Below are 22,221 nucleotides of genomic sequence, written 5' to 3'. Positions count from 1 at the left end.
AATGGGAGGCGGGCTGGTTCGATACGTCCGCGAATAACCGATATGGGAGGATATTGCGATGGGACAGACCCGTCTTCTCGACAACCGCTGGGATGATGCCTATGCCGCAAAGCTCGATGAGCCCGGTAAGCTGCTCTATCGCTCCAACCTGTTGGGCGCAGACAAGCGCATCACCAATTACGGCGGCGGCAATACCTCGGCCAAGGTTCTGGAAACTGATCCGCTGACGGGCGAAAAAGTCCGCGTCATGTGGGTCAAGGGCTCCGGCGGCGATGTCGGCACCATCAAGCTGGATGGCTTTGCCACGCTCTATCTCGACAAGCTGGAAGCGCTGAAGGGCATCTACAAGGGTGTGGAAGACGAAGACCGCCTGGTCGGTTTTCTGCCCCACTGCACCTACAATCTCAACCCGCGCGCCGCCTCCATCGACACGCCGCTGCACGGTTTCGTACCGTTCGACCACGTCGACCACATGCACCCGGATGCGATCATCGCCATTGCGGCGTCGAAGAATTCCAAAGAGCTGACGCAACAGATTTTCGGCGATGACATCGGCTGGCTGCCATGGCGTCGCCCCGGCTTCCAGCTGGGTCTCGACCTCGAAGCCTTCGTCAAGGCCAACCCCACAGCCAAGGGCGTGGTGCTGGAAAGTCATGGCCTATTCACCTGGGATAATGACGCGCAAAAGTGCTACGAGCTGACGCTTGAGATCATCAATAAGGCCATCGAATGGTTCGCTGGGGAAACCGAGGGCAAGACCATCTTTGGTGGCGCGGTGGCAAAGAGCCTGTCACCAGAGCAGCGTCGCGACATCGCAGCTCGCCTTATGCCAGAAATTCGTGGCCGTATCGGTCGTGAGGAGCGTAAGCTCGGCCATTTCGATGATCAGGATGCCGTGCTGGAATTCCTCAACTCGAAGGATTTGAAGCCGCTCGGCGCACTCGGCACATCCTGCCCGGACCACTTCCTGCGCACCAAAATCCGCCCTCTTATCCTTGATCTCGATACGGCAAAGCCGGATGTGGAGGCGCTTCTCGCGGGTCTCGATCAGGCGCTGAAGGATTACCGCGCCGATTACGTCAGGTACTACGAGAGCTGCAAGCACGAAAATTCGCCTGGGATGCGTGACCCGAACCCGGTGATCTTCCTCATCCCCGGCGTTGGTCTGCTGTCCTTCGCCAAGGACAAGGCGACAGCCCGTATTGCCGGTGAGTTTTACGTCAACGCCATCAACGTCATGCGCGGCGCGTCCACTGTCTCGGAATATCAGGGTCTGCCGGAGCAGGAAGCTTTCGACATCGAATATTGGCTGCTGGAAGAGGCAAAGCTTCAGCGCATGCCCAAGCCTAAGAGCCTTGCTGGCCGGGTCGCCTTCATCACCGGCGGCGCAGGCGGCATTGGCCGTGCGACGGCGGAGCGTTTGGCCAATGAAGGTGCCTGCGTTGTGCTGGCGGATATCGACGAAGGCGCATTGGACGCCACCAAGGGTGATTTTGAGAAGCGTTTCAGCACGGATGCGGTGCGCAGCGTCAAGCTGGATGTGACGAAGGAAGACGCGGTTCTCGCCGCCTTCACGCAAGCCAGTGTCGAATTCGGCGGCGTCGATATTCTGGTGTCCAATGCGGGCATCGCATCCTCGGCTCCGGTCGAAGAGACGACGCTTGCCATGTGGAACAAGAATATCGACATTCTCGCCACCGGCTATTTCCTCGTCTCGCGGGAGGCCTTCCGCCTGTTTCGTCGCCAGAACCTCGGCGGCAACGTCGTCTTCGTAGCCTCCAAGAACGGCCTTGCCTCATCGCCCAATGCGTCTGCCTACTGCACGGCAAAGGCTGCGGAAATCCATCTGGCCCGATGCTTGGCACTTGAGGGGGCTGACGCTGGCATCCGCGTCAATACGGTCAACCCGGATGCGGTTCTGCGTGGATCGAAAATCTGGAATGGGGAGTGGCGCGAACAACGTGCGGCGTCTTCCAAGATCGAAGTGACCGATCTGGAAGAACATTATCGCAAGCGCTCGATGCTGAAACTGAATGTGTTCCCCGAAGATATTGCCGAAGCGATATACTTCCTCGCTTCGGATGCCTCGGCAAAATCGACCGGCAACATCATCAATGTCGATGCCGGCAATGCGCAGAGTTTCACCCGCTGATTGCGGGTGAAATACCTCTTATCGGCGCAGGATAACCCAGATGGCGTGGATGATGCCGGGGATATATCCGCACAGCGTCAAGAGAATATTGAGCCAGAACTGCAGGCCAAGGCCGACCTGAAGAAAAACGCCGACTGGCGGCAGGAAAATGGCAAGTAGAATGCGAATAACGTCCACGATTGAATATCCCGTCTGTTTGTTTCCAAGCACATAACGTGGGGAACGCGGAATTGGTTCAATCGCGGGAGGCGAGGAACGGGAGGACAACATGACCGAACAGAAAATAGCGGCAGATATCGTTGATCGCGAAAATGAAAAGCGCGCACGCGCTCATCAGGCGGATTACGAGGCGCTGGGCGCGCATCTGTCGCGCCGCAACATCGATATCGAGGCGATCACCGCGAAGGTCTCGAAATTCTTCGTCGCCGTTCCCTCCTGGGGCGTCGGCACCGGCGGCACGCGCTTTGCGCGCTTTCCCGGCAAGGGCGAACCGCGCGGCATTTTCGATAAGCTGGACGATTGCGCCGTCATCAACCAGCTGACGGCTGCCACCCCCAATGTCTCGCTGCATATTCCCTGGGACAAACAAGACCCGAAGGCGCTGAAAGCCCATGCCGATGCCCTCGGCCTCGGCTTCGATGCCATGAACTCCAACACGTTTTCGGACGCGGAGGGGCAGCAGCATTCCTACAAGTATGGCTCTCTGAGCCATGCCAATGCGGCAACGCGCCAACAGGCGGTCGACCACAACATCGAATGTATCGAGATCGGTAATGCTCTCGGCTCAAAGGCGCTGACGGTGTGGGTGGGCGATGGCTCCAACTTCCCGGGGCAGAGCAATTTCACCAAAAGCTTTGAGCGCTATCTCTCGGCCATGGCCGATATCTACAAGGCGCTGCCGGATGACTGGCGCATCTTTTCCGAACACAAGATGTATGAGCCCGCCTTCTATTCGACCGTGGTGCAGGATTGGGGCACGAACTACCTCATCGCCAATACGCTGGGCGAAAAGGCTTTTTGTCTTGTCGACCTCGGCCACCATGCGCCCAACACCAATATAGAGATGATCGTTGCCCGCCTCATCCAGTTCGGCAAACTTGGCGGCTTTCACTTCAACGATAGCAAATATGGCGATGACGATCTGGATGCAGGCTCGATCGATCCCTACCGCCTGTTCCTCGTCTTCAACGAACTTGTCGATGCCGACCACCGTGGCGTCAAAGGCTTCCACCCGGCTCATATGATCGACCAGTCGCACAATGTGACCGATCCCATCGAAAGCCTCATCTCCAGCGCCAACGAAATCCGCCGTGCCTATGCACAGGCGCTGCTGGTGGACCGCACAGCATTGGATGGTTTCCAGCAGGACAATGATGCTCTGATGGCATCCGACACGCTGAAGCGGGCCTATCGCACCGATGTCGAACCCATTCTGGCCGAAGCCCGTAACAGGTCAAACGGCGCCCTAGACCCCATCGCCACCTACCGCGCCAGCGGCTACCGCGCGAAGGTCGCAGCCGAACGCCCGGAATCCAAAAGCGGCAGCGGCGGCATCATTTGATGCCATTGGCGAGCGCGGAAAACCTTAACAAAGGAAGGCACGCAAGGACGTGCCTTCACGCATTTGTAACCAAATATGTCCTGCGGTAAAAAATCGTGTGTTTCGCCCCATCATCTTCACATTCACGTCTATGTTAGCGAGGCATGAAGAAGCCAATAGATAGATCAGGCCTGATATTCGTCGCGCTGCTATGCGTGCTCGTGGGCATCGTGCTGAGCATCGCCTTCCTCAATGGCGACAGGCAGCTTTCGCCGCAAAGTCAGGACGGGACGTTGATACCGAGAACGACAGTTCAGCCGCAGCAATAGTGCCTTCAGCTTTTTGTCATGCGTATTTCCGTTCGGAGAGGTGGTACGGCTCCACAAGGCAATCGGCTGGAATGCCCCATTCTTTATGCAGCTTGTAGATCATATCAACGGTAAGAGCGCGTTTCCTGTTCAGGACTTCCGACGCGCGCGAGCGCGAGCCGAACAGTGCGGCAAGGTCGCCCTGCGTCCGCCCTGTCATCTCCATATGTGTTTTGATCAAATCCACCGGCTCAGGCGCGTCAATGCGGTGATGTTTGTCCTCAAAGGCTTCTATGAGGGTAGCAAGCACATCGAACCTGTCAGCGTCAGGCGTTCCAAAATCAGGCGGATTGTCGAAATAAGGGCTGATCTCGGCAAGGGCCCACGCAAGATCAGCATCGTTTTTGATGGCACGAATATTGTCCATTACACTGTCTCCGGGTCGATCTGGTCGTATTCCTTATGGGTACCAATAAACTTGATCAAAACGCGTTTGTAAGCATATGCGATATGGACAATCAGGCGATATTTATTGCCCGAAATATCGAAAATGACGCGGTTATCCGAAACGAAATCCACCGTTGCACCAAACGCAGTTTTTACGTCTGAAGGACCGTTCCACTCTGCCTTGCTGACAATCGCGTACCACGTCTTCAAAGGCGTTTCGGCTTGCGCATGACGCTCCCAAAACAGCTTCAATGTAGACTTGGCGATGATCTGCATGTTGAAGATTATAGCGCATTCCCAAATCGGGAACAATGACTAATTCCCAACTTGGGAACTTTAGATGCGCGCATGGAGATTGGCAGGATATCGACGCCAAGAGCAGATTGTGAAAGTGAAATGCTGCGGAGAAAAACTGGTGCCGCTTGCAGGACTCGAACCTGCGACCCCATCATTACGAATGATGTGCTCTACCACCTGAGCTAAAGCGGCTTGCCGGGCGCCGAATATATGTTGGCGCGGCGTATGGCGGGCTGATACAGGCATTGGGGATGGATTTCAAGTCTTGAATACGGCTTCGATCAAAAATCCCGCACCAATCCTTGCAAGATCCATCAAGCCAGAATGCGGGTCTTGGCGGCTTCGTATTCCTTCGCAAGCCGATCCACCAGTGCGGAAACGGGTTCGACTGCCTTTACCGCGCCCACGCCTTGGCCAGCACCCCAGATGTCCTTCCAGGCTTTTGCGCCGCTCGTTGCTGCGCCGAAATCCATTTTAGAGGGATCGGCCACGGGCAGGTTGTCGGGGTCCATGCCGGCTGCAATGATCGAGGCTTTCATGTAATTGCCGTGGATGCCGGTGAAGTAATTGGAATAGACGATGTCACTGGCCTGGGCGTCCACGATGGCCTGCTTATAGGCGTCCGATGCTCTTGCCTCGGTGGTGGCGATGAAGGGGGAACCGATATAGGCCATGTCAGCGCCCATGGCCTGCGCCGCAAGGATCGCGCCGCCATTGGCGATGGCGCCTGCCAGAAGCAGGGGGCCGTCGAACCATTCACGGATTTCCTGCACCAGCGCGAATGGAGAAAGTGTGCCCGCATGACCACCTGCACCCGTCGCCACCGCAATCAAACCGTCCGCACCCTTGCGGATGGCGGAATTGGCGTGTCGGTTGTTGATGATATCATGCAGCACGATGCCGCCATAGGAATGGATCGCGGCATTGACTTCCGGCACTGCGCCTAGCGACGAGATGACGATCGGCACCTTGTATTTGACGCAGAGGCCGAGATCATGCTCCAGCCGCTTGTTGGAAGTGTGGACGATCTGGTTCACCGCAAAGGGTGCTGCCGGTTTTTCAGGGTTGGCGGCGTTATAACTGGCCAAATCCTCGGTCATCATGGCCAGCCATTCGTCCAGCTGGCTTTCCGGGCGGGCATTGAGCGCCGGAAATGCGCCGACGACACCCGCCTTGCATTGCGCGAGCGTCAATTCTGGATGGGAAATGATGAAGAGCGGTGAGGCAACCACCGGCAGTCGAAGATTGTCCCTGAGTACGGACGGCAGCATGTTTCCTCCCATGAATGACGTTTACGCGCACGTAAGATGTAGCGAAGCCGGAAGCGGATGAAAAGCAAAAAAAATCCCAGCAATGTTGCGGCGCGGCTGCCTGTTGCAGCGCTTTGTTATATAACGCGTTGAAATCTCGATAGAGAGAGTGTGGGAGGTGCACACAAGAGGCCATTCGATGCGCCGATATCGCCACGGTGACGTTTTCCCCAAGCCATTCCAATATTTAACAGTTGTCTCTCTTGCGGTTGGGCATGCGAGAGGTTACCGAATCGTAAACGAGCATCGCGCAACGTCGCCGGAATGCCGTTGCGTGCCTTCGGGTGCATAAATGATGCTCTGAATGACGTATCCGCGCATCGCGCTTTCCGAAAATAGACGTAATTTTCGGGCGAATGCGCTGAGCCTGTCGGATGGCAAAGAAAAGGACCGGTAGTGAGCGGACTGGAAACGGCAATCAGAAATGCCCTTGAGAAATCGGACAGATCGAGCGCCGAGGTTCGGGCACGCATCTATCAGTCTTCCCGGCAGGCGCTGGAAGCGGGTCTGCGCAAGCAGGGCATAGACGACCCGGAAATCGTCGCCCAGCAACGACAGCGCCTGGAAACGCTCGTACACGCCATCGAAACCGAAGAGCGAAACCGGCTGCTCAATGTCGTGGAAGACCATGTCCGTCGGGAAGCTGCACGTGCTCCCGTGCCGCCGCCGCCGGTGAGACCAGTAACGCCTGCCGTCACTGCGCCTCAGCGTGACGAGAGGCTTGAGGACGATGTGTTGCCGGTCGAGTCGGATCGTCGAGACGAGCCGCAAAGCGAGATGTCGACGTCAGACGATATCGGTGATTTTAGCGCAGAGCGTGGCGTGGTCGCGCCTGATGCACGATCGGCACCAAGGGCAGATATCGGCTCGCTTGCCTTTACTCCGGAGCGCGCCGCCAAGGCACGTCGCAAGAGGGGATTGGTCGCAAGGCTTTTCATCTATTTCACATTGCTGGCGTTTATCGCATTCGGTGCCTGGTGGGTTTACAGTTCCGGCCTGTTGTTATCGCCCAGCGAACGCGACACCGGCGTGCCTAACCCACCGCCACAGGTGCAATCGGAAGACTTCAATGGGACTGAGGCCCCGCCTGAGCCGAGTGTGGAGGCAGGTCGCGGTTTCTCCGACGACTGGCAGGAGGTTTTCAATGCCGAACGCGGCAATGAAGGTCTCCAGACGGGATCACTTTCAGTCGTCGAGCCCATCACGACACCTGCGGGTAAGGCGGTAAGGCTGACATCGCGCGTTTCGGAGGCCGATGGCGACGTCGCCATCACCGTTCCCACCGAAGTCTTGCGGGAAATGGCGGGCAAATCGTCAACCATTTCGATCACGCTGCAATCGTCAAGCGACCGCCAAACGCAGCTTTCTATCAGCTGCGATTTCGGAAGCCTTGGAGATTGTGCCCGTCACCGCTTCACGGCAACGCCGGAGCGTGCCGATATGTTGATCAATGTCACATTTGATCGGACACTTGCCCCCAACAGTCCCGGACGTATCATCATCAACAGCGATATTGACGGCAACGGTCGCCCGATCAACCTGTATTCGGTGCGCATTCTGCCGGGCCAGTGAGCGGCGCGCGCTTCCGCCAGCCCGGCATGGGATGTATCTTGTCTCGAGCTATTTGAGGAAATCGGGACCGAAGCCGAGAATCTTGCTGTCGATATCGCCGATGACCTTCTTGTCCTTGCCGGCATAGTCCAGCGATTTCAAGATATGTCTGATGAGATTGATGCGGGCGCGACGCTTGTCATTGGCGCGGATAACCGTCCATGGCGCCTCGTCATTGTGGGTCTTTTCCAGCATCAGATTCCGCATGGCCGTGTAATCGTCCCACTTTGTCAGTGCGGCAATATCCATGTCGGATAGTTTCCAGGCCTTCAAAGGGCTGTGGCGTCGGTCATGAAAACGGTCGAGCTGGGTTTCCCGCCCCGTATCCAGCCAGAACTTGAAGAGATGAGTGCCTTCGTGGACGATCATCTTTTCGAGGCGGGGTGCTTCTTTCAGGAAGCGCTTGTGTTCGTCGGGCGTACAGAAGCCCATGATCGGCTCGACACCAGCGCGATTGTACCAGGAACGGTCGAACATGACGAACTCGCCAGCCGTCGGGAAGTGCGAAATATAGCGCTGGAAATACCATTGCCCGCGTTCTGTTTCTGTCGGCTTGGTCAAGGCCACGACACGCGCGGAGCGGGGGTTGAGATATTCCTTGATGACGGAAATGGCGCCACCTTTTCCGGCGGCATCACGCCCCTCGAAAACAGACATGACGCGGGTGCCGGTCGCCTGCAGCCAGGATTGCACCTTAACCAGTTCGATTTGCAATGCTTCCAGCGTCTGGTCGTAGTCTTCCCGCTTCATCTTCTTGTCATAGGGAAAGTCTCCGGCAGATAGCTTCTTCTCCTCCACCCAGTCCGGCAAAACAGGATCGTCGATGTTGAAGATACGTGTCTTTCCGCCGATCTGAAGTTCGACCGAACGGTCCTTGGCGTTTTCGCTCATTATCGCTCCCCGGGTGGCGCCGGTGCTTATCCGGCTTCGTTTCCATCAACTCACAGGCGGACCAAAATTTCAATATGCCGGTCAGGCATGACATCGACCTGTGGGAAAAGACATAGTGATGAATCTCTGTCATGAAAGAGAGATAAAAGGTTCGATACGCTGATTTCAGCGACAAAGGAAAGCGAATGGAAATGGCAGTGACGGAAAGCAGCGGCGCATTCGCACGATATTGGCAGGGTCTGCGACGCAACTGGCTCTCTATTCTTGTCGTCACGCTGCTCGCCATCGTCACGCTCATGGAACTGCGGACACCCTATCTCCCGTTGATGTTGTGGTTCCTGGCGGTGATCGCAATCCTCGCAGCAAGTTCCACAAAGGTTTCGAAGGCAGCCAAACGCTCTGCCGTGGCAGAGGTGAATGAAGACCAGATCGTCAGCGAAAGCCTGATCGCTGGCGTGCGTTCCGGTCTTGCGGTGCTGGATACGCCGGTGTTCATTCTGGATCGAAATGGCAGCGTTCTGTTTGAAAATGCCGCTGCCGAGCGGGCTTTCGGGGTGCTGCCTGTCGGATCGCATATTTCCGGGCGCCTGCGCTCGCCCGGCCTGCTGGATGTCATCAGGGAAACCATCGCCACGGGGCAGCCCAATCAGGTGGAGCATTCCGAGCGCCTGCCGTCAGAACGGGTCTTCATCGTCCGCATTGCACCCGCTGCGATGCAGGAGCAGAAAGACGCAATGCTTTATATCCTGTCGTTCCGCGATATTTCCGAACTGCGCCGTATCGACCGCATGCGCAGCGATTTCGTTGCCAATGCCAGTCACGAGCTGCGCACACCTTTGGCGTCGCTGCGAGGCTTCATCGAAACCATGCAGGGGCCGGCCCGTGACGATCCCAAGGCGCGCGAGCGGTTTCTGGGCATCATGCTCGATCAGGCCACCCGCATGAGCCGTCTCGTCGACGATCTGATGTCGCTGTCGCGTCTCGAACTGCGGGCCAATATCGCGCCGGACCAGCGGGTGGATCTGGTACCGCTGCTGGGTCATGTGCGCGATTCCCTTTTGCCGCTGGCCGACGATCTGGACATCGAGATCAATTTGCACGTTCCGGAGGGCCAGGTGGAGGTGACAGGTGACCGCGACGAACTGGTGCAGGTGTTCCAGAACCTGGTGGAAAATGCGTGCAAATACGGACAGGAGGGAAAGGTGGTCGAAGTCTTCCTGCGCTCAGACGCGGGAAGCCCGGTCGAGGTCAGCGTGGTGGACAAGGGGCCGGGCATTCCGGCAGAGCATGTGCCGCGTCTGACGGAGCGCTTTTACAGGGTCAGTGTCGCAGACAGCCGGTCAAAAAAAGGCACCGGTCTTGGCCTTGCCATCGTCAAACACATCCTCACCAGACACCGCGCTCGTCTGATCATCCGCTCGGAACTGGAGGTCGGTACCGACTTCACCGTCAGATTTTGACATATGATGCTGCGCTCATGAACAAGTTTCAAAAATAGATATTATCATTCAGATACTTAAGTTGTCACAAATACTTCATCGAAATGACATAAAAGGGTGTGGCAAGACTGGTTAAGAAGAGGCCGCCGGGGCAGCCCAGATTGGGCAAGAGGGTAAAAGCTACAGCCGGCAGCGTCCATAAAAGCCCCATGCGGGCCCCATACGGGAGAGTCACATGAATATCGTTAAATTGTACGCAACAGCCTTGGTGGCTTCCGTTGCCTTCGCAGGTGCTGCCGCTGCTCGCGACCAGATCCAGGTTGCCGGTTCGTCCACCGTTCTGCCATACGCAAAGATCGTTGCTGAAACTTTCGCTGAAACCTTCCCTGACTTCAAGGCTCCAGTCGTCGAGTCCGGCGGCACGGGTGGCGGCTTGAAGGCGTTCTGCTCGGGCGTTGGTGAAGGCACCATCGACATTGCAAACGCCTCGCGCCCGATCAAGGCTGACGAACTGGCTGCCTGTAAGGCTGCTGGCGTCACCGACGTTCAGGAAGTCAAGATCGGTTACGACGGCATCGTTTTCGCGATGGACAAGTCCAACAAGGACGTCAAGCTTGAGCCGAAGGACCTGTACCTCGGTCTGGCCGCTGAAATCGTCAAGGACGGCAAGCTCGTTGCCAACCCTTACAAGAAGTGGTCCGAAATCAACAAGGAACTGCCTGATGTAGCGATTGCTGCCTACATCCCTGGTTCCAAGCACGGCACACGTGAAGTCTTCGAAGAGAAGATCATGGCTGACGGCTGCAAGGAAGCAAAAGCAGCTGACGCTATCAAGGGTCTGGTTGCCGACGCCAAGCAGGCTGCTGCAAAGTGCATCGCAGTTCGTAAGGACGGTGCGGCTGTCGACATCGACGGCGACTACACTGAAACGCTCGCTCGTATCGACGCCAACAAGACCGGCCTCGGCGTATTCGGCCTCGCATTCTATGAAAACAACAAGGACAAGCTGAAGGTCGCGACCGTCAGCGGCGTTGTTCCAACAACTGAATCCGTTGCAAGCGGCAAGTACCCTGTTTCCCGCCCGCTGTTCTTCTATGTCAAGAAGGCACATGTCGGCGTTATCCCGGGCCTCAAGGAATATGTCGAGTTCTTCACCTCTGACGAGATGATCGGCCCTGACTCCCCGCTGGCCAACTACGGCCTGGTTGCTGCTCCTGAAGCCGAGCGTAAGGAAATCCGCGCTCAGTTCGAAGCCGGCAAGATCATGTAATCCTGACCGAAGGGCGCGGCATTTCTGTCGCGCCTTTCACCCATCTTTCTGTTGGCAAGACATCGCGTGGGTTGACAGGTCCTATTTATCGTATGACCAAGCGGCCGATGAATATGATGTATCAACCCGGAATGCCTAAGCCAAAAAACGGGAATACGGCACCTGTCGCGAAACCGTCGGACCGCAGGGTTTGATGACGGTTTTCGGATGATCCGATGTGCAAATAACAAAGCTGCCTGATACCGCATCCCCGCTCCTGGTGCGCCGAGGAAAGTCTCCATGAACACATCCATACTTTTACTTATATTAGCGCTGATCGGCATTACCAGCTATCTGCTTGGCTCGCGCCGCGCTGTCGCTCTGGCGGGCGCACGTCCGTCGTCTATGCATTCGAGGGCCGGGTACCATGGCTCCTATGTTCTCGTCTGGGCCATCCTTCCATCGGCGTTCATACTTGCGCTCTGGCTGGCCATCAGCCCCTTCATCATCACGGCTTCGGTGCGTGGCGAGTTTCCCGACGACATCAAGGCGCAGTCTGAGGCGCAGCAAAGCCTCAACTATGGCATGGTGGGCTCGATTGCTCGAGGTTTGCAGCGTCTGACGGCGGAAGAGCTTGCCCAGGCAAAGGCCGATCCTCTGACCCTGCGAGCGCTTCTCGGTTCCAAGGGTGTGGCCATCGCCGGCGACCCGCAGCCTTACATGGTCGAGGCCGCCGAAACGCTGAATACCATGACGTCGGCCAGCAGGCTCGGCATGGTCATCGTGGTGCTGGGCGCAGCGCTCGCTGGTGCCCTCTACGCTCTGCGGGGCATTGCGCCGCGGTTTCGTGCCCGTAACAATGTCGAGAAGGTCATTCTTGCGGCTCTGATGCTGGCGTCCTCCATCGCCATCCTGACGACCATCGGCATCGTCTTGTCGATGCTGACGGAGGCCATCCAGTTCTTCAACATGGTGCCTGCGCAGGAGTTTTTCTTCGGGACGGTGTGGGACCCCCGGTTTGCCGCCGCCGGTTCCACCGATAGCGCCGGTCAGTTCGGTCTCATTCCACTGCTGGCAGGTACGCTCTACATCGGCTTTGTCGCCATGCTGGTTGCGGTCCCCGTTGGCCTGTTCTCGGCGATCTACATGGCCGAATATGCCAGCCCGCGCCTGCGTTCGGTTGCAAAGCCGCTGCTGGAGGTTCTGGCGGGCATTCCGACCATCGTCTACGGCTTCTTCGCCCTGACCACCGTCGGCCCGTTCCTGCGCGATATTTCCTCGCAGATCAACGGTCTGGCCACGGGTGACTATACCAACTTCATCCAGGCGCAGAGTGTTATCACGGCTGGTTTCGTCATGGGCATCATGCTGATCCCCTATGTCTCCTCGCTATCGGACGACATCATTACCGCCGTTCCCCGCGCGCTTCGCGACGGTTCGCTGGGCCTTGGTGCGACGCGCTCGGAAACCGTAAAGAGGGTCATCCTCCCCGCTGCCCTTCCAGGCATCGTCGGCGCCATCCTGATGACCGCCTCACGTGCCATCGGTGAAACCATGATCGTGGTTCTGGCCGCCGGTGTAGCCGCCCGCCTTCAGCTCGATCCTTTCGAGCCGATGACGACGGTGACGGTCAAGATCGTCAGCCAGTTGACGGGCGACCTTGAATTCACCTCGCCGCAAACGCTCGTCGCCTTTGCGCTTGGCATCACACTCTTTGCCATCACGCTTTGCCTCAATATCTACGCGCTCTATATCGTGCGCAAATACCGGGAGCAGTACGAATGACCGACGTCGTTACTCCGGGCGCTATCGCCCCAGCCGCAACGAAGAAGGTCCGTCGCGATATCGGCATCAAGCGCCGTTACGCGTCAGAGCGTCGCTTTCAGGCCTATGGTCTGGCAGCGATCTGCTTCGGCCTGCTGTTTCTGTTTCTCCTGCTCTGGTCTGTCGTCGGCAAAGGTTATACGGCCTTCCAGCAGACGATGATCACTGTGCCGGTGGAGTTTTCCGAACAGATCATTGATCCCGATAATGTCCGTGCGCAGAACCCTGGCAAGCTGATGACCGCGAATTACCCCGTGGTCGCCCGCAATGCCGTTGCCAAGGCACTCGGCGTTTCGCTGGATGATCGCACCAGCCTTCGTGCCGTCAATGCGATGATTTCGGACAGCATCCGTACGCAGCTTCGCGATCTCGTGGTTGCAGATCCCGGTATCATCGGCACGACACGGACCGTGGCGCTTCTTGCCTCCGGCGACCTCGACAGCGTCGTGAAGGGTCAGGTCGACGTATCGGTCAACGAGCAGAACCGTCGTATCTCCGACCAGCAGCTGGGCTGGGTAAAACAACTGACCGAAGCAGGACAGTTGGGCAAGCATTTCAACACCGGCATCTTCTTCAACGGCGCATCCAGCCGTCCGGAAGCGGCAGGTGTGGGCGTCGCCCTCATCGGTTCCTTCTACATGATGCTGATCGTGCTGGTTCTGTCGCTGCCCATCGGCGTTGCCGCCTCCATCTATCTGGAGGAATTTGCTCCGAAGAACCGCCTTACGGATCTGATCGAGGTCAATATCAACAACCTCGCTGCCGTTCCCTCCATCGTTTACGGTCTACTCGGCCTGTCGGTCTTCATCAACTTCATGGGCTTTCCGCGCTCTGCCTCGCTCGTGGGTGGTCTGGTGCTGACGCTGATGACGCTGCCGACGATCATTATCGCCACGCGTGCGGCGCTGAAGGCCGTGCCACCGTCCATCCGTGCTGCGGCTCTTGGCCTTGGCGCATCGAAAATGCAGACGATCTTCCACCATGTGCTGCCGCTGGCCATGCCCGGCATTCTGACCGGCACCATCATCGGTCTGGCGCATGCGCTGGGTGAAACCGCACCCCTGCTGCTCATCGGCATGGTCGCCTTCGTTGCGAACTATCCGACGACGCCGATGGATCCGTCCACGGCGCTGCCCGTGCAGATCTACATGTGGGCGAACGAAGCAGAACGTGCCTTTGTCGAGCGAACATCAGGCGCTATCATCATCCTGCTGATGTTCCTCATCGTCATGAATGTTGGAGCAATCCTGTTGCGCCGCCGCTTCGAGCGTCGCTGGTAGAGGGAGCGGAAATTATGAATATGTTGTCGGAAGCAGCAGTTGAAAAGGCGCTGGACAAGAAAATGAATGAAGCAATGTACAAGATGATCGGCAAGGACGTTTCCGTATATTATGGCGAGAAACGCGCTCTTTACGACGTGAACCTCAACGTGCGGGAAAACACCGTGACAGCGCTGATCGGTCCATCCGGTTGCGGCAAGTCTACCTTCCTGCGAACGTTGAACCGCATGAACGATACGATCGACGGCTGCCGCGTCACGGGCAAGATCACGCTCGACGAGGAGGATGTCTACGATCCATCTATCGACGTGGTTGAGCTGCGCGCCCGGGTCGGCATGGTGTTCCAGAAACCGAACCCGTTCCCGAAGACGATCTACGAAAACATCGCTTACGGTCCGCGCATTCACGGTCTGGCTCGCAACAAGGCGGATATGGACCAGATCGTCGAATCCAGCCTTCAGAAGGCCGGTCTGTGGAACGAAGCCAAGGACCGCTTGCATGAATCGGGTACGGGCTTGTCCGGTGGTCAGCAGCAGCGCCTGTGCATCGCCCGCGCCATCGCCGTCTCTCCGGAAGTCATCCTGATGGACGAGCCCTGCTCGGCGCTCGACCCGATTGCCACTGCCAAGGTCGAGGAACTGATCCACGAACTTCGTGCCAACTACACCATCGTTATCGTGACCCACTCCATGCAGCAGGCAGCCCGCGTGTCGCAGCGCACCGCCATGTTCCATCTGGGCCATCTGGTGGAGGAAAACGACACCGACAAGATGTTCACCAACCCGGACGACCAGCGCACGCAGGACTACATCATGGGTCGCTTCGGCTGATCTGCCGCTGGTTCAAAACCGCCGCGTAGACCGTTGGAGCCCAGTCGGGCTCACGGTCAACCGCACCGAAACTGGAGAATTCGAACATGCCGACACATTCGCATATTACGTCCGCCTATGACGAAGAGCTGAAGTTCCTCACCCGCCGCATCGCCGAAATGGGCGGCCTGGCAGAGCAGATGTGTGCGGATGCCGTCCGCGCGCTCGTCAACTCCGATGCGGCACTCGCCCAGAAGGTGATCTCCGACGATACCATTCTTGATCACGCCGAGCGCGAGATCGGCGACAAGGCCATCGTCACCATTGCCAAGCGTCAGCCTATGGCCGCCGACCTTCGTGAAATCATCGGCTCGCTGCGCATCGCCGCCGATCTCGAGCGCGTTGGCGATCTGGGCAAGAACACCGCAAAGCGCGTCATCGCGGTTGCCGGAACCGGCGTTCCGCGCAAGCTGGCACGGGGACTGGAACATCTTTCCGAACTGGCGCTGGTGCAGCTGAAGGAAGTGCTGGACGTCTATTCCACACGCTCCGCAGAAAAGGCGCAGGCCATTCGCGAGCGCGACGAGGAAATCGACGCCATGTACACCTCGCTGTTTCGCGAGCTGTTGACATATATGATGGAAGATCCGCGCAACATCACCACCTGCACGCATTTGCTGTTCTGCGCAAAGAACATCGAGCGCGTTGGTGATCACGCGACCAACATCGCCGAGACCATTTATTACATGGCGACCGGCAGCCAGCCGCAAGGCGAACGTCCAAAGGACGATAGTTCCAACACACTCGGTGCTATCACTGAGTAAGTTCTGACAACAGCGGCACAATGGGTTCGGAAACGATCTTCGGATGCCGCATGTGTAGATCAACAGGCCAGAGCATCTAGCATGCGTGCGAATGCGCGCATGTCTTTCTGGTAAGACTGGCGGAGTCCTGAGCCATGGTGCCGAAAATCGCAGTTGTCGAAGACGAAGAGGCCTTGAGCGTTTTGCTTCGATACAATCTCGAGTCCGAAGGTTATGACGTGGATACCATTCCACGCGGCGACGAGGCGGAAATTCGTCTGCAGGAGCGGACGCCCGATCTTCTGATTCTGGATTGGATGCTGCCAGGCGTCTCAGGCATCGAGCTGTGCCGCCGCCTCCGAATGCGACCGGAAACCGAACGTCTGCCGATCATCATGTTGACGGCAAGAGGTGAAGAAAGCGAGCGTGTGCGCGGATTGGCAACGGGCGCTGACGACTATGTGGTCAAGCCCTTCTCCACGCCGGAACTGATGGCACGCGTCAAGGCCATGCTGCGACGCGCCCGCCCGGAAGTGTTGTCGTCGGTTCTGAAATGCGGCGACATAGAGCTGGATCGCGAGACCCACCGCGTTCACCGCAAGACCCGCGAAGTGCGCCTCGGCCCAACAGAATTTCGCCTGCTGGAGTTCCTCATGGTCTCTCCCGGACGCGTCTTCTCCCGCTCGCAATTGCTCGACGGTGTCTGGGGTCACGACATCTATGTGGATGAACGCACCGTGGACGTCCATGTCGGTCGCCTGCGTAAGGCATTGAATTTCTCCAATATGCAGGATGTGATCCGCACCGTTCGCGGCGCGGGCTATTCCATGGAAGCCTGAAGGCATTCATCATAGTTGCACAATCACGCGCGCTTGTTCCCTCCATCGAACGGCGCGCGTTTGCATTGCGCGAGGGGCAATGGCGCAGGGAGCGGTTATCTGGTGCTTTTTCAAAAATATATTTTTAGCTGATCCCGATTGAATCGGCGCTATCCAACCTATGAAAATGGGATGTTCTCATCTTCGCCGAAAACAGGATTTTTCTGAGTAAAAACAACCTTCAGGCGCTTCTGCCAAATGGAAAATGCAGCATTCGATATTATATCCCGAAACGCGTCGGTTCTGTTGCAAGATAAATGCTGATTCCAATGATCTGAAATTTAAAGTTTGACTATCCATCGATAAACCTCTATCACTGGTTTATCGATATTTTGCTTGCTGAGCTTTGGTTGCCGCGCGATTAGCACCGCGTTTTGAACTAACCCTTTCCTCTCAAAAACATCGCTATATTCGCACGCAGGGCACATGTTCTGCGATCTACAACTTATGCTTTGAAAGGGTTCATTATGACCACAGGCACTGTAAAATGGTTTAACTCCACAAAAGGCTTCGGCTTCATTCAGCCAGACAACGGCGGAGCCGATGCATTCGTGCACATCTCCGCTGTAGAGCGCGCAGGTATGCGCGAAATCGTAGAAGGCCAGAAGCTGAGCTACGATCTTGAGCGGGACAACAAGTCCGGCAAGATGTCTGCCTGCAATCTCCAGGCTGCTTAATTCGGAATCTGCTTTCCTTTGACCACGGATGTACTGGCACTGTCGAAAGCATGAGACCAATCGAGGTCAGGCACGTTGCCTGGCCTTTTTTTGTGCCGCTGGTCGGCCAGCCCTTGGTGCGCGTCGCTGTTTTGATGATGCTCTGAGCCACTCAATCTCCACCTCATGAAAGTGCATGATGTGGCATGAAAGGGAACTTCCATGACAGAATCCTACAGCAAATCCCGCCAGCAGGCGGAAATCGCATTCGGTGCGACGCAGTCGCAGTTTTTTGCCAAGGGTCACGCGGTCGACGAGCTGAATTCCATCGCTCAGGCGCGGGATGAAAAGACGCTGCGTTTGCGCGAAGCCAGACTTGCCAAGGAATTGCAGGACAGCATTGCCCCGCCCACAAAGGCACCGTCCAAGCGCGGTAAGAAATCGTGACCCTGTCTGGACGGACACGACAATTGGAGTAGAGATTTGAAAAACAGCAGAAACGTGAAAAACAACGAACTTTCTGACCGTCGCAGTGCTGCTGCCGACGCGAAGGCCGCACTTCTTGACGCCTACAAAGCCGCCAAAGAAGCCGCCGAACCCAACCGGGAAGCCAGGCAGGCAGAACGCATCGCCGTGGCGGAAGCCCGCGAAGCACGGCGTGCCGAGCGCGAGCAGCAGAAGCGCGAAGAACAGAGCCGCCTTGAAGCCGAGCGCCTGGCGCACGAAGCCGAACTTGAAGCCGCTGCCAGTGCCGAAGAAGACGCTCGCAAGCTGGCCGATAAAAACCGCATAGCCCGCGTCATAGAAGACGAAGCCGCCCGCAAGGCCGAGCGCGACCGTCGCTATGCCAACCGCAAGGCTCGCCAGGGCTGACGCTATCTGCCATGATCCAGCAGCCATTCGACTGAAGGGCTGCGATCTGGCGGGAAGGACTTTTTGCCATGCTCCTTCCTGAACGCGGGCGTTGAGTCATCAGCCCGCTATGCCTTTGCATCTCCGCGCAGCCATGCCGCCTCGGAGCATCTCGAGCGCTCGTACAATCGTTTCCGCACGCAAAATCTGTCGCAAAACCTCTCTTTTTATGGGAGGCTTGACGTCATTGCATGCAGATACGGTCCGTTTATATGAGCGCATGGCGTCGTAAGGCTATAGAAGCAGCACCGGATATCCGTGACGAGATCGAGCGGGCCTGGTCGCCCATGGCGGCGTGGATAGAGTTACGCCTGTTCTTCGAGACGTGCGTGAAAACCGACGACATGGAAAAATCACGGCGCATCATCGATTATGCGCGCTACTGTCTTTCGGCCCCCGACCAAGAGGTCAACACCGCTGTCATTGTCGGCTTCATAGAGCATCTGGCGGAAGAAGAGCGGGTGCGGGCACGTCTGCCGGAACTGATCACGGCACAAGAGGCGCGCGACTGGCGTGAGATTTTGACCTACCACAGTGATGGGCGGATCGTCGACGCTCTGATCGAAGCCTGCCGATCCCATCGATCATCGTCTGGGCATCCGCGATCCATTCGAGACATTAAAAAAGCGGGCCAATAGACCCGCCTTCGTCCGTTTCGCATCGTAATCGCGGCTTTTAGGCGCGGCGACGTTCACTTACCGGCTGGTAAGCCATCTTGGCGTGGAACTTGCAGTAAGGCGAAGCCTCAGAAGCCTCGCAACCGCAGAAGTGGAAGTCGTCCTTGAGCGGATCGCCGACCGGCCATTTGCAGGTGCGCTCCGTCAATTCCGTCAACGTCAGGCGCAGCGAAGTCGGCAGGGTTGCATTGTTGACGGGCACATATTCGAGAACCTGCGCCGTTTCCATGTCCATCTCGTCCTTCAGCGCAGTTGCGCCTGCGGTACGGACTGTGTTGCGGGCCGGAGCCACGCGGGCCTGGAAGGTGGTCGTGCGCGGTGTCGAAGCCGTGGCGGTCGGCCGCTTTGTGGCAGGACGTGTGGTTGCAACTGTGCCGCCAGCCTTGGCGCGGCCCGGCAGGTTGAGACGGTGCACCTTGCCGATGACGGCGTTGCGGCTGACGCCGCCCAGCTGGGCTGCAATCTGGCTGGCGCTCAGTCCTTCGGACCATAGGCGCTTCAGTTTTTCGACCCGTTCATCAGTCCAGTTCATGCCGCTTCTCCGCTCTTCGCGCAGGCAGAATCTTCCTCTAATGCCATGGAGCAAACCACGCGCAGAGTATCCGCCAGATTGTAGGTGACTAGGTCCGCCGCTTGCGATCTAGTAATTGAGAGTTAACCTAATCGTAGGCAGACTCCGTGACAAGAGTCGGGAGAATCATCTGGAATCGATTTTCCGGTTTTCCCCAACTTGCTTCGTCAGTGAGTCGGAAAAGCAACACCTTGTGGGTCTCCGTTCTGAAGCTACCATGGCTTGAGAATGCCGCAAAACGAGGACATTTGTTGACATCGGCCAGGGAAGCGACAATAGTGCGCTCGCATTCTAGAAATGCCCGAAGCCGCCGTGAGGCGGCATTTTTGATTTTCAGGCACGGGATAACCGATAAGCCCTATTGACAGCGCCTTTGCGCAGGGAGTGATGCAGCCATGGCCGACACCGCGCCATTGTTCGATACGTTTTCCAGAGCCCCTTTGCGCTTCGAGCGCGGCGAGGGCGTGTGGCTCATAACCGAAACGGGCGAGCGATATCTGGATTTCGGTGCGGGCGTTGCGGTCACCTCCGTCGGCCACAGCCATCCCCATATGGTGGAGGCGCTGAAGTCGCAGGCAGAGAAGGTATGGCACCTCTCCAACCTCTATGAAGTCGCAGGTCAGGAGACTCTGGCTAGGCGTCTGACGGATGCAACCTTTGCGGATAAAGTCTTTTTCACCAATTCCGGTGCCGAGGCCCTGGAATGCGCGATCAAGACGGCACGGCGGTATCATTATACCCACGGTCATCCGGAGAAATTTCGCATCATCACCTTCGAAGGCGCGTTTCATGGCCGTACGCTCGCAACCATCGCCGCAGGCGGCCAGCCGAAATATATCGAAGGCTTCGGTCCCAAGGTCGACGGTTTCGACCAGGTGCCGTTCGGTGACCTCGATGCGCTGAAAGCCGCGATCGTTCCCGAAACGGCAGCGCTGCTCATCGAGCCTATCCAGGGTGAGGGTGGCATTCGCTCCGCCGAGTCCGAATTCCTTCGTGAGCTGCGGGCGCTGTGCGAAGAGCATGGCCTGCTACTGATTTTCGACGAAGTGCAGACCGGCGTTGGCCGCACGGGCAAGTTCTTTGCTTATGAACGGTCGGGCGTGGCCCCCGATATCATGGCTGTTGCCAAGGGCATCGGCGGCGGTTTTCCTTTCGGCGCGTGCCTTGCAACGGCTGAGGCGGCATCCGGCATGACGGCTGGTGTCCACGGCACGACCTATGGCGGCAACCCGTTGGCTATGGCCTGCGGCAACGCCGTGCTGGACATCGTGCTGGCGGACGGCTTCCTCCAGCATGTCCGCGACGTCGCGCTGGTCTTTCGTCAGGGGCTCGCCTCGCTGAAAGATCGCTACCCCGACGTGATCGAGGAAATTCGTGGTGAAGGACTGCTGCTTGGCATCAAGGCAAAGGTGCCGTCTGCCGATCTTCTGCAGGCCATCCGGGCCGAACATCTTCTTGGCGTTCCCGCCGGCGACAACGTGATCCGCCTGCTGCCACCCCTTGTGGTGACGGCGGAGGAAGTGCGCGACGGTCTTGCACGCCTTGAAAAAGCAGCGGAAGCACTGACCACGAAACTGGCAAAGAGCGCCTGACAGGCGCGCCCGGGCTGGCAGGGGTCGCCCGTATTATGGGACTTTTTAAAAATGGCATCAGCAAAGCATTTTCTAGACCTTTCGGCCGTCGGTTCGGAAGACCTGCGGGTCATTCTCGATGACGCACGCAGCCGCAAGATCGCCACCAAGAACGGAACGGCGGAAAAGCCGCTGGCCGGTAAGATGCTGGCGATGATTTTCGAAAAGCCATCAACCCGCACCCGCGTGTCCTTCGATGTGGGCATGCGTCAACTGGGCGGCGAGACGCTGTTTTTGTCCGGCACGGAAATGCAGCTGGGTCGCGCCGAAACCATCGGCGATACAGCCAAGGTGCTGTCGCGCTATGTCGATGCGATCATGATCCGCACGACCGATCATTCGCGTCTTCTGGAACTTGCCGAACATGCGACGGTGCCCGTCATCAACGGCCTAACCGACGATACACATCCATGCCAGATCATGGCGGATATCCTGACATTCGAAGAGCATCGCGGCCCAGTCAAAGGCAAGACCATCGCCTGGACGGGTGATGGCAACAACGTGTTGCATTCGCTGGTCGAGGGTGCCGCCCGTTTCGGTTATCGCATGAACATGGCCGTGCCGATGGGCTCCGAGCCGCATGACCGGTTCTTGAACTGGGCGCGCAACAATGGCGGCGAAATCATGCTGTGCCATGATGCGGATCGCGCCGTTGATGGTGCGGACTGCGTCGTGACCGATACGTGGGTCTCCATGAACCAGGAGCACAAGGCGCGTGGCCACAATATCTTCCAGCCTTATCAGGTCAATGCGGCGCTGATGGGCAAGGCCAACAAGGACGCATTGTTCATGCATTGCCTGCCTGCGCATCGTGGTGAGGAGGTGACGGATGAGGTCATCGACGGGCCACAATCCGTGGTGTTCGATGAAGCCGAAAACCGCCTGCATGCGCAAAAAGCCATCATCGCATGGTGCATGGGCGTCATCTGATTTCGC

Annotated in this window: 23 protein-coding genes and 1 tRNA gene; 17 read left to right on the top strand and 7 right to left on the bottom strand. The window is 57.6% G+C overall.

Translation table 11 applies throughout. The features are described 5' to 3' along the window. Nucleotides 1-58 precede the first annotated feature (58 nt). Entirely contained in the window at nt 59-2,152 is a 2,094-nt protein-coding gene (locus tag ASF29_RS12385; RefSeq protein ID WP_062450975.1) for a bifunctional rhamnulose-1-phosphate aldolase/short-chain dehydrogenase, read from the top strand. Nucleotides 2,153-2,170: 18 nt separating this feature from the next. Here ASF29_RS12385 and ASF29_RS24000 read toward each other — a convergent pair whose 3' ends face one another. After that, the gene (locus ASF29_RS24000; RefSeq protein ID WP_082453484.1) at nt 2,171-2,329 is read right to left on the bottom strand and encodes a YqaE/Pmp3 family membrane protein; all 159 of its coding nucleotides are present in this window, start codon (nt 2,327-2,329) and stop codon (nt 2,171-2,173) included. 91 nt (nt 2,330-2,420) lie between these two features. On the opposite strand from ASF29_RS24000, the gene rhaI reads away from it, so the two are divergent. Together rhaI and ASF29_RS24690 are read left to right on the top strand one after the other, a co-directional pair. Then, nucleotides 2,421-3,713 (top strand): L-rhamnose catabolism isomerase, encoded by a 1,293-nt coding sequence (gene rhaI, locus ASF29_RS12375; protein WP_062450973.1) that lies wholly within the window; start codon nt 2,421-2,423, stop codon nt 3,711-3,713. A gap of 143 nt (nt 3,714-3,856) precedes the next feature. Beyond that, nucleotides 3,857-4,021, top strand: a complete 165-nt coding sequence (locus tag ASF29_RS24690) for a hypothetical protein (protein ID WP_200925535.1) — start codon at nt 3,857-3,859, stop codon at nt 4,019-4,021. 16 nt (nt 4,022-4,037) lie between these two features. On the opposite strand, the gene ASF29_RS12370 is transcribed toward ASF29_RS24690, so the two are convergent. From ASF29_RS12370 to ASF29_RS12355, 4 genes are all read right to left on the bottom strand, one after another. After that, nucleotides 4,038-4,427, bottom strand: a complete 390-nt coding sequence (locus ASF29_RS12370; protein ID WP_062450972.1) for a type II toxin-antitoxin system HigA family antitoxin — start codon at nt 4,425-4,427, stop codon at nt 4,038-4,040. Then, nucleotides 4,427-4,723, bottom strand: a complete 297-nt coding sequence (locus tag ASF29_RS12365; protein ID WP_062450971.1) for a type II toxin-antitoxin system HigB family toxin — start codon at nt 4,721-4,723, stop codon at nt 4,427-4,429. Before ASF29_RS12365 ends, ASF29_RS12370 begins: the two co-directional genes overlap by 1 nt. A gap of 137 nt (nt 4,724-4,860) precedes the next feature. Continuing rightward, nucleotides 4,861-4,936: transfer RNA gene (locus ASF29_RS12360), tRNA-Thr, on the bottom strand. Nucleotides 4,937-5,058: 122 nt separating this feature from the next. After that, entirely contained in the window at nt 5,059-6,015 is a 957-nt protein-coding gene (locus ASF29_RS12355) for a nitronate monooxygenase family protein (RefSeq protein ID WP_062450970.1), read from the bottom strand. 435 nt (nt 6,016-6,450) lie between these two features. Here ASF29_RS12355 and ASF29_RS12350 point away from each other — a divergent pair, with 435 nt between their 5' ends. Then, nucleotides 6,451-7,626, top strand: coding sequence for a hypothetical protein (locus ASF29_RS12350; RefSeq protein WP_062450969.1), 1,176 nt, complete (start codon nt 6,451-6,453; stop codon nt 7,624-7,626). A 48-nt stretch (nt 7,627-7,674) separates the two neighbouring features. Here the strand turns inward: ASF29_RS12350 and ppk2 are convergent, their stop codons facing one another. After that, entirely contained in the window at nt 7,675-8,556 is an 882-nt protein-coding gene (gene ppk2, locus ASF29_RS12345) for a polyphosphate kinase 2 (protein WP_062450968.1), read from the bottom strand. 191 nt (nt 8,557-8,747) lie between these two features. Between ppk2 and phoR the strand changes: the two genes are divergently transcribed. From phoR to ASF29_RS12290, 11 genes are all read left to right on the top strand, one after another. Continuing rightward, on the top strand, nt 8,748-10,016 hold the full coding sequence (gene phoR / locus ASF29_RS12340) for a phosphate regulon sensor histidine kinase PhoR (protein ID WP_062451041.1): 1,269 nt from the start codon (nt 8,748-8,750) through the stop codon (nt 10,014-10,016). A 214-nt stretch (nt 10,017-10,230) separates the two neighbouring features. Further along, nucleotides 10,231-11,265 (top strand): substrate-binding domain-containing protein, encoded by a 1,035-nt coding sequence (locus ASF29_RS12335; protein WP_062450967.1) that lies wholly within the window; start codon nt 10,231-10,233, stop codon nt 11,263-11,265. 279 nt (nt 11,266-11,544) lie between these two features. Further along, the gene (pstC, locus tag ASF29_RS12330) at nt 11,545-13,029 is read left to right on the top strand and encodes a phosphate ABC transporter permease subunit PstC (RefSeq protein WP_062450966.1); all 1,485 of its coding nucleotides are present in this window, start codon (nt 11,545-11,547) and stop codon (nt 13,027-13,029) included. Further along, a complete protein-coding gene (gene pstA, locus ASF29_RS12325; protein WP_062450965.1) occupies nt 13,026-14,348 on the top strand; it encodes a phosphate ABC transporter permease PstA in 1,323 nt (440 codons plus the stop codon). The genes pstC and pstA overlap by 4 nt, the downstream gene beginning before the upstream one ends. Before the next feature lie 14 nt (nt 14,349-14,362). Further along, nucleotides 14,363-15,178, top strand: a complete 816-nt coding sequence (gene pstB / locus ASF29_RS12320) for a phosphate ABC transporter ATP-binding protein PstB (RefSeq protein WP_062450964.1) — start codon at nt 14,363-14,365, stop codon at nt 15,176-15,178. 86 nt (nt 15,179-15,264) lie between these two features. Further along, nucleotides 15,265-15,981, top strand: a complete 717-nt coding sequence (gene phoU / locus ASF29_RS12315) for a phosphate signaling complex protein PhoU (protein ID WP_062450963.1) — start codon at nt 15,265-15,267, stop codon at nt 15,979-15,981. Between the two features lie 134 nt (nt 15,982-16,115). Next, nucleotides 16,116-16,799, top strand: a complete 684-nt coding sequence (gene phoB, locus ASF29_RS12310; protein WP_045229896.1) for a phosphate regulon transcriptional regulator PhoB — start codon at nt 16,116-16,118, stop codon at nt 16,797-16,799. 506 nt (nt 16,800-17,305) lie between these two features. After that, nucleotides 17,306-17,515 carry a cold-shock protein gene (locus tag ASF29_RS12305; protein ID WP_042617912.1) on the top strand — a complete coding sequence of 70 codons (210 nt, stop codon included), beginning with the start codon at nt 17,306-17,308 and terminating at the stop codon, nt 17,513-17,515. 201 nt (nt 17,516-17,716) lie between these two features. Next, nucleotides 17,717-17,941: a hypothetical protein gene (locus ASF29_RS12300; protein ID WP_062450962.1), complete on the top strand. Its 225-nt coding sequence runs from the start codon at nt 17,717-17,719 to the stop codon at nt 17,939-17,941. 36 nt (nt 17,942-17,977) lie between these two features. Then, nucleotides 17,978-18,367, top strand: coding sequence for a DUF6481 family protein (locus tag ASF29_RS12295; RefSeq protein ID WP_062450961.1), 390 nt, complete (start codon nt 17,978-17,980; stop codon nt 18,365-18,367). 230 nt (nt 18,368-18,597) lie between these two features. Beyond that, nucleotides 18,598-19,044: a hypothetical protein gene (locus ASF29_RS12290; protein WP_062450960.1), complete on the top strand. Its 447-nt coding sequence runs from the start codon at nt 18,598-18,600 to the stop codon at nt 19,042-19,044. Between the two features lie 37 nt (nt 19,045-19,081). Here the strand turns inward: ASF29_RS12290 and ASF29_RS12285 are convergent, their stop codons facing one another. Beyond that, complete coding sequence (locus tag ASF29_RS12285; protein WP_062450959.1) at nt 19,082-19,615, bottom strand: GcrA family cell cycle regulator; 534 nt, start codon at nt 19,613-19,615, stop codon at nt 19,082-19,084. Between the two features lie 434 nt (nt 19,616-20,049). On the opposite strand from ASF29_RS12285, the gene ASF29_RS12280 reads away from it, so the two are divergent. Next, nucleotides 20,050-21,246: an aspartate aminotransferase family protein gene (locus ASF29_RS12280; protein WP_062450958.1), complete on the top strand. Its 1,197-nt coding sequence runs from the start codon at nt 20,050-20,052 to the stop codon at nt 21,244-21,246. A 51-nt stretch (nt 21,247-21,297) separates the two neighbouring features. Next, on the top strand, nt 21,298-22,215 hold the full coding sequence (gene argF, locus ASF29_RS12275; protein WP_062450957.1) for an ornithine carbamoyltransferase: 918 nt from the start codon (nt 21,298-21,300) through the stop codon (nt 22,213-22,215). Nucleotides 22,216-22,221 lie beyond the last annotated feature (6 nt).

The sequence above is a fragment of the Rhizobium sp. Leaf262 genome (assembly GCF_001422245.1).
In the GTDB taxonomy this organism is placed as follows: domain Bacteria; phylum Pseudomonadota; class Alphaproteobacteria; order Rhizobiales; family Rhizobiaceae; genus Agrobacterium.
The sequence above is the reverse complement of the archived record's forward strand: the minus strand, read 5'-3'. Positions and strand labels throughout refer to the sequence as shown.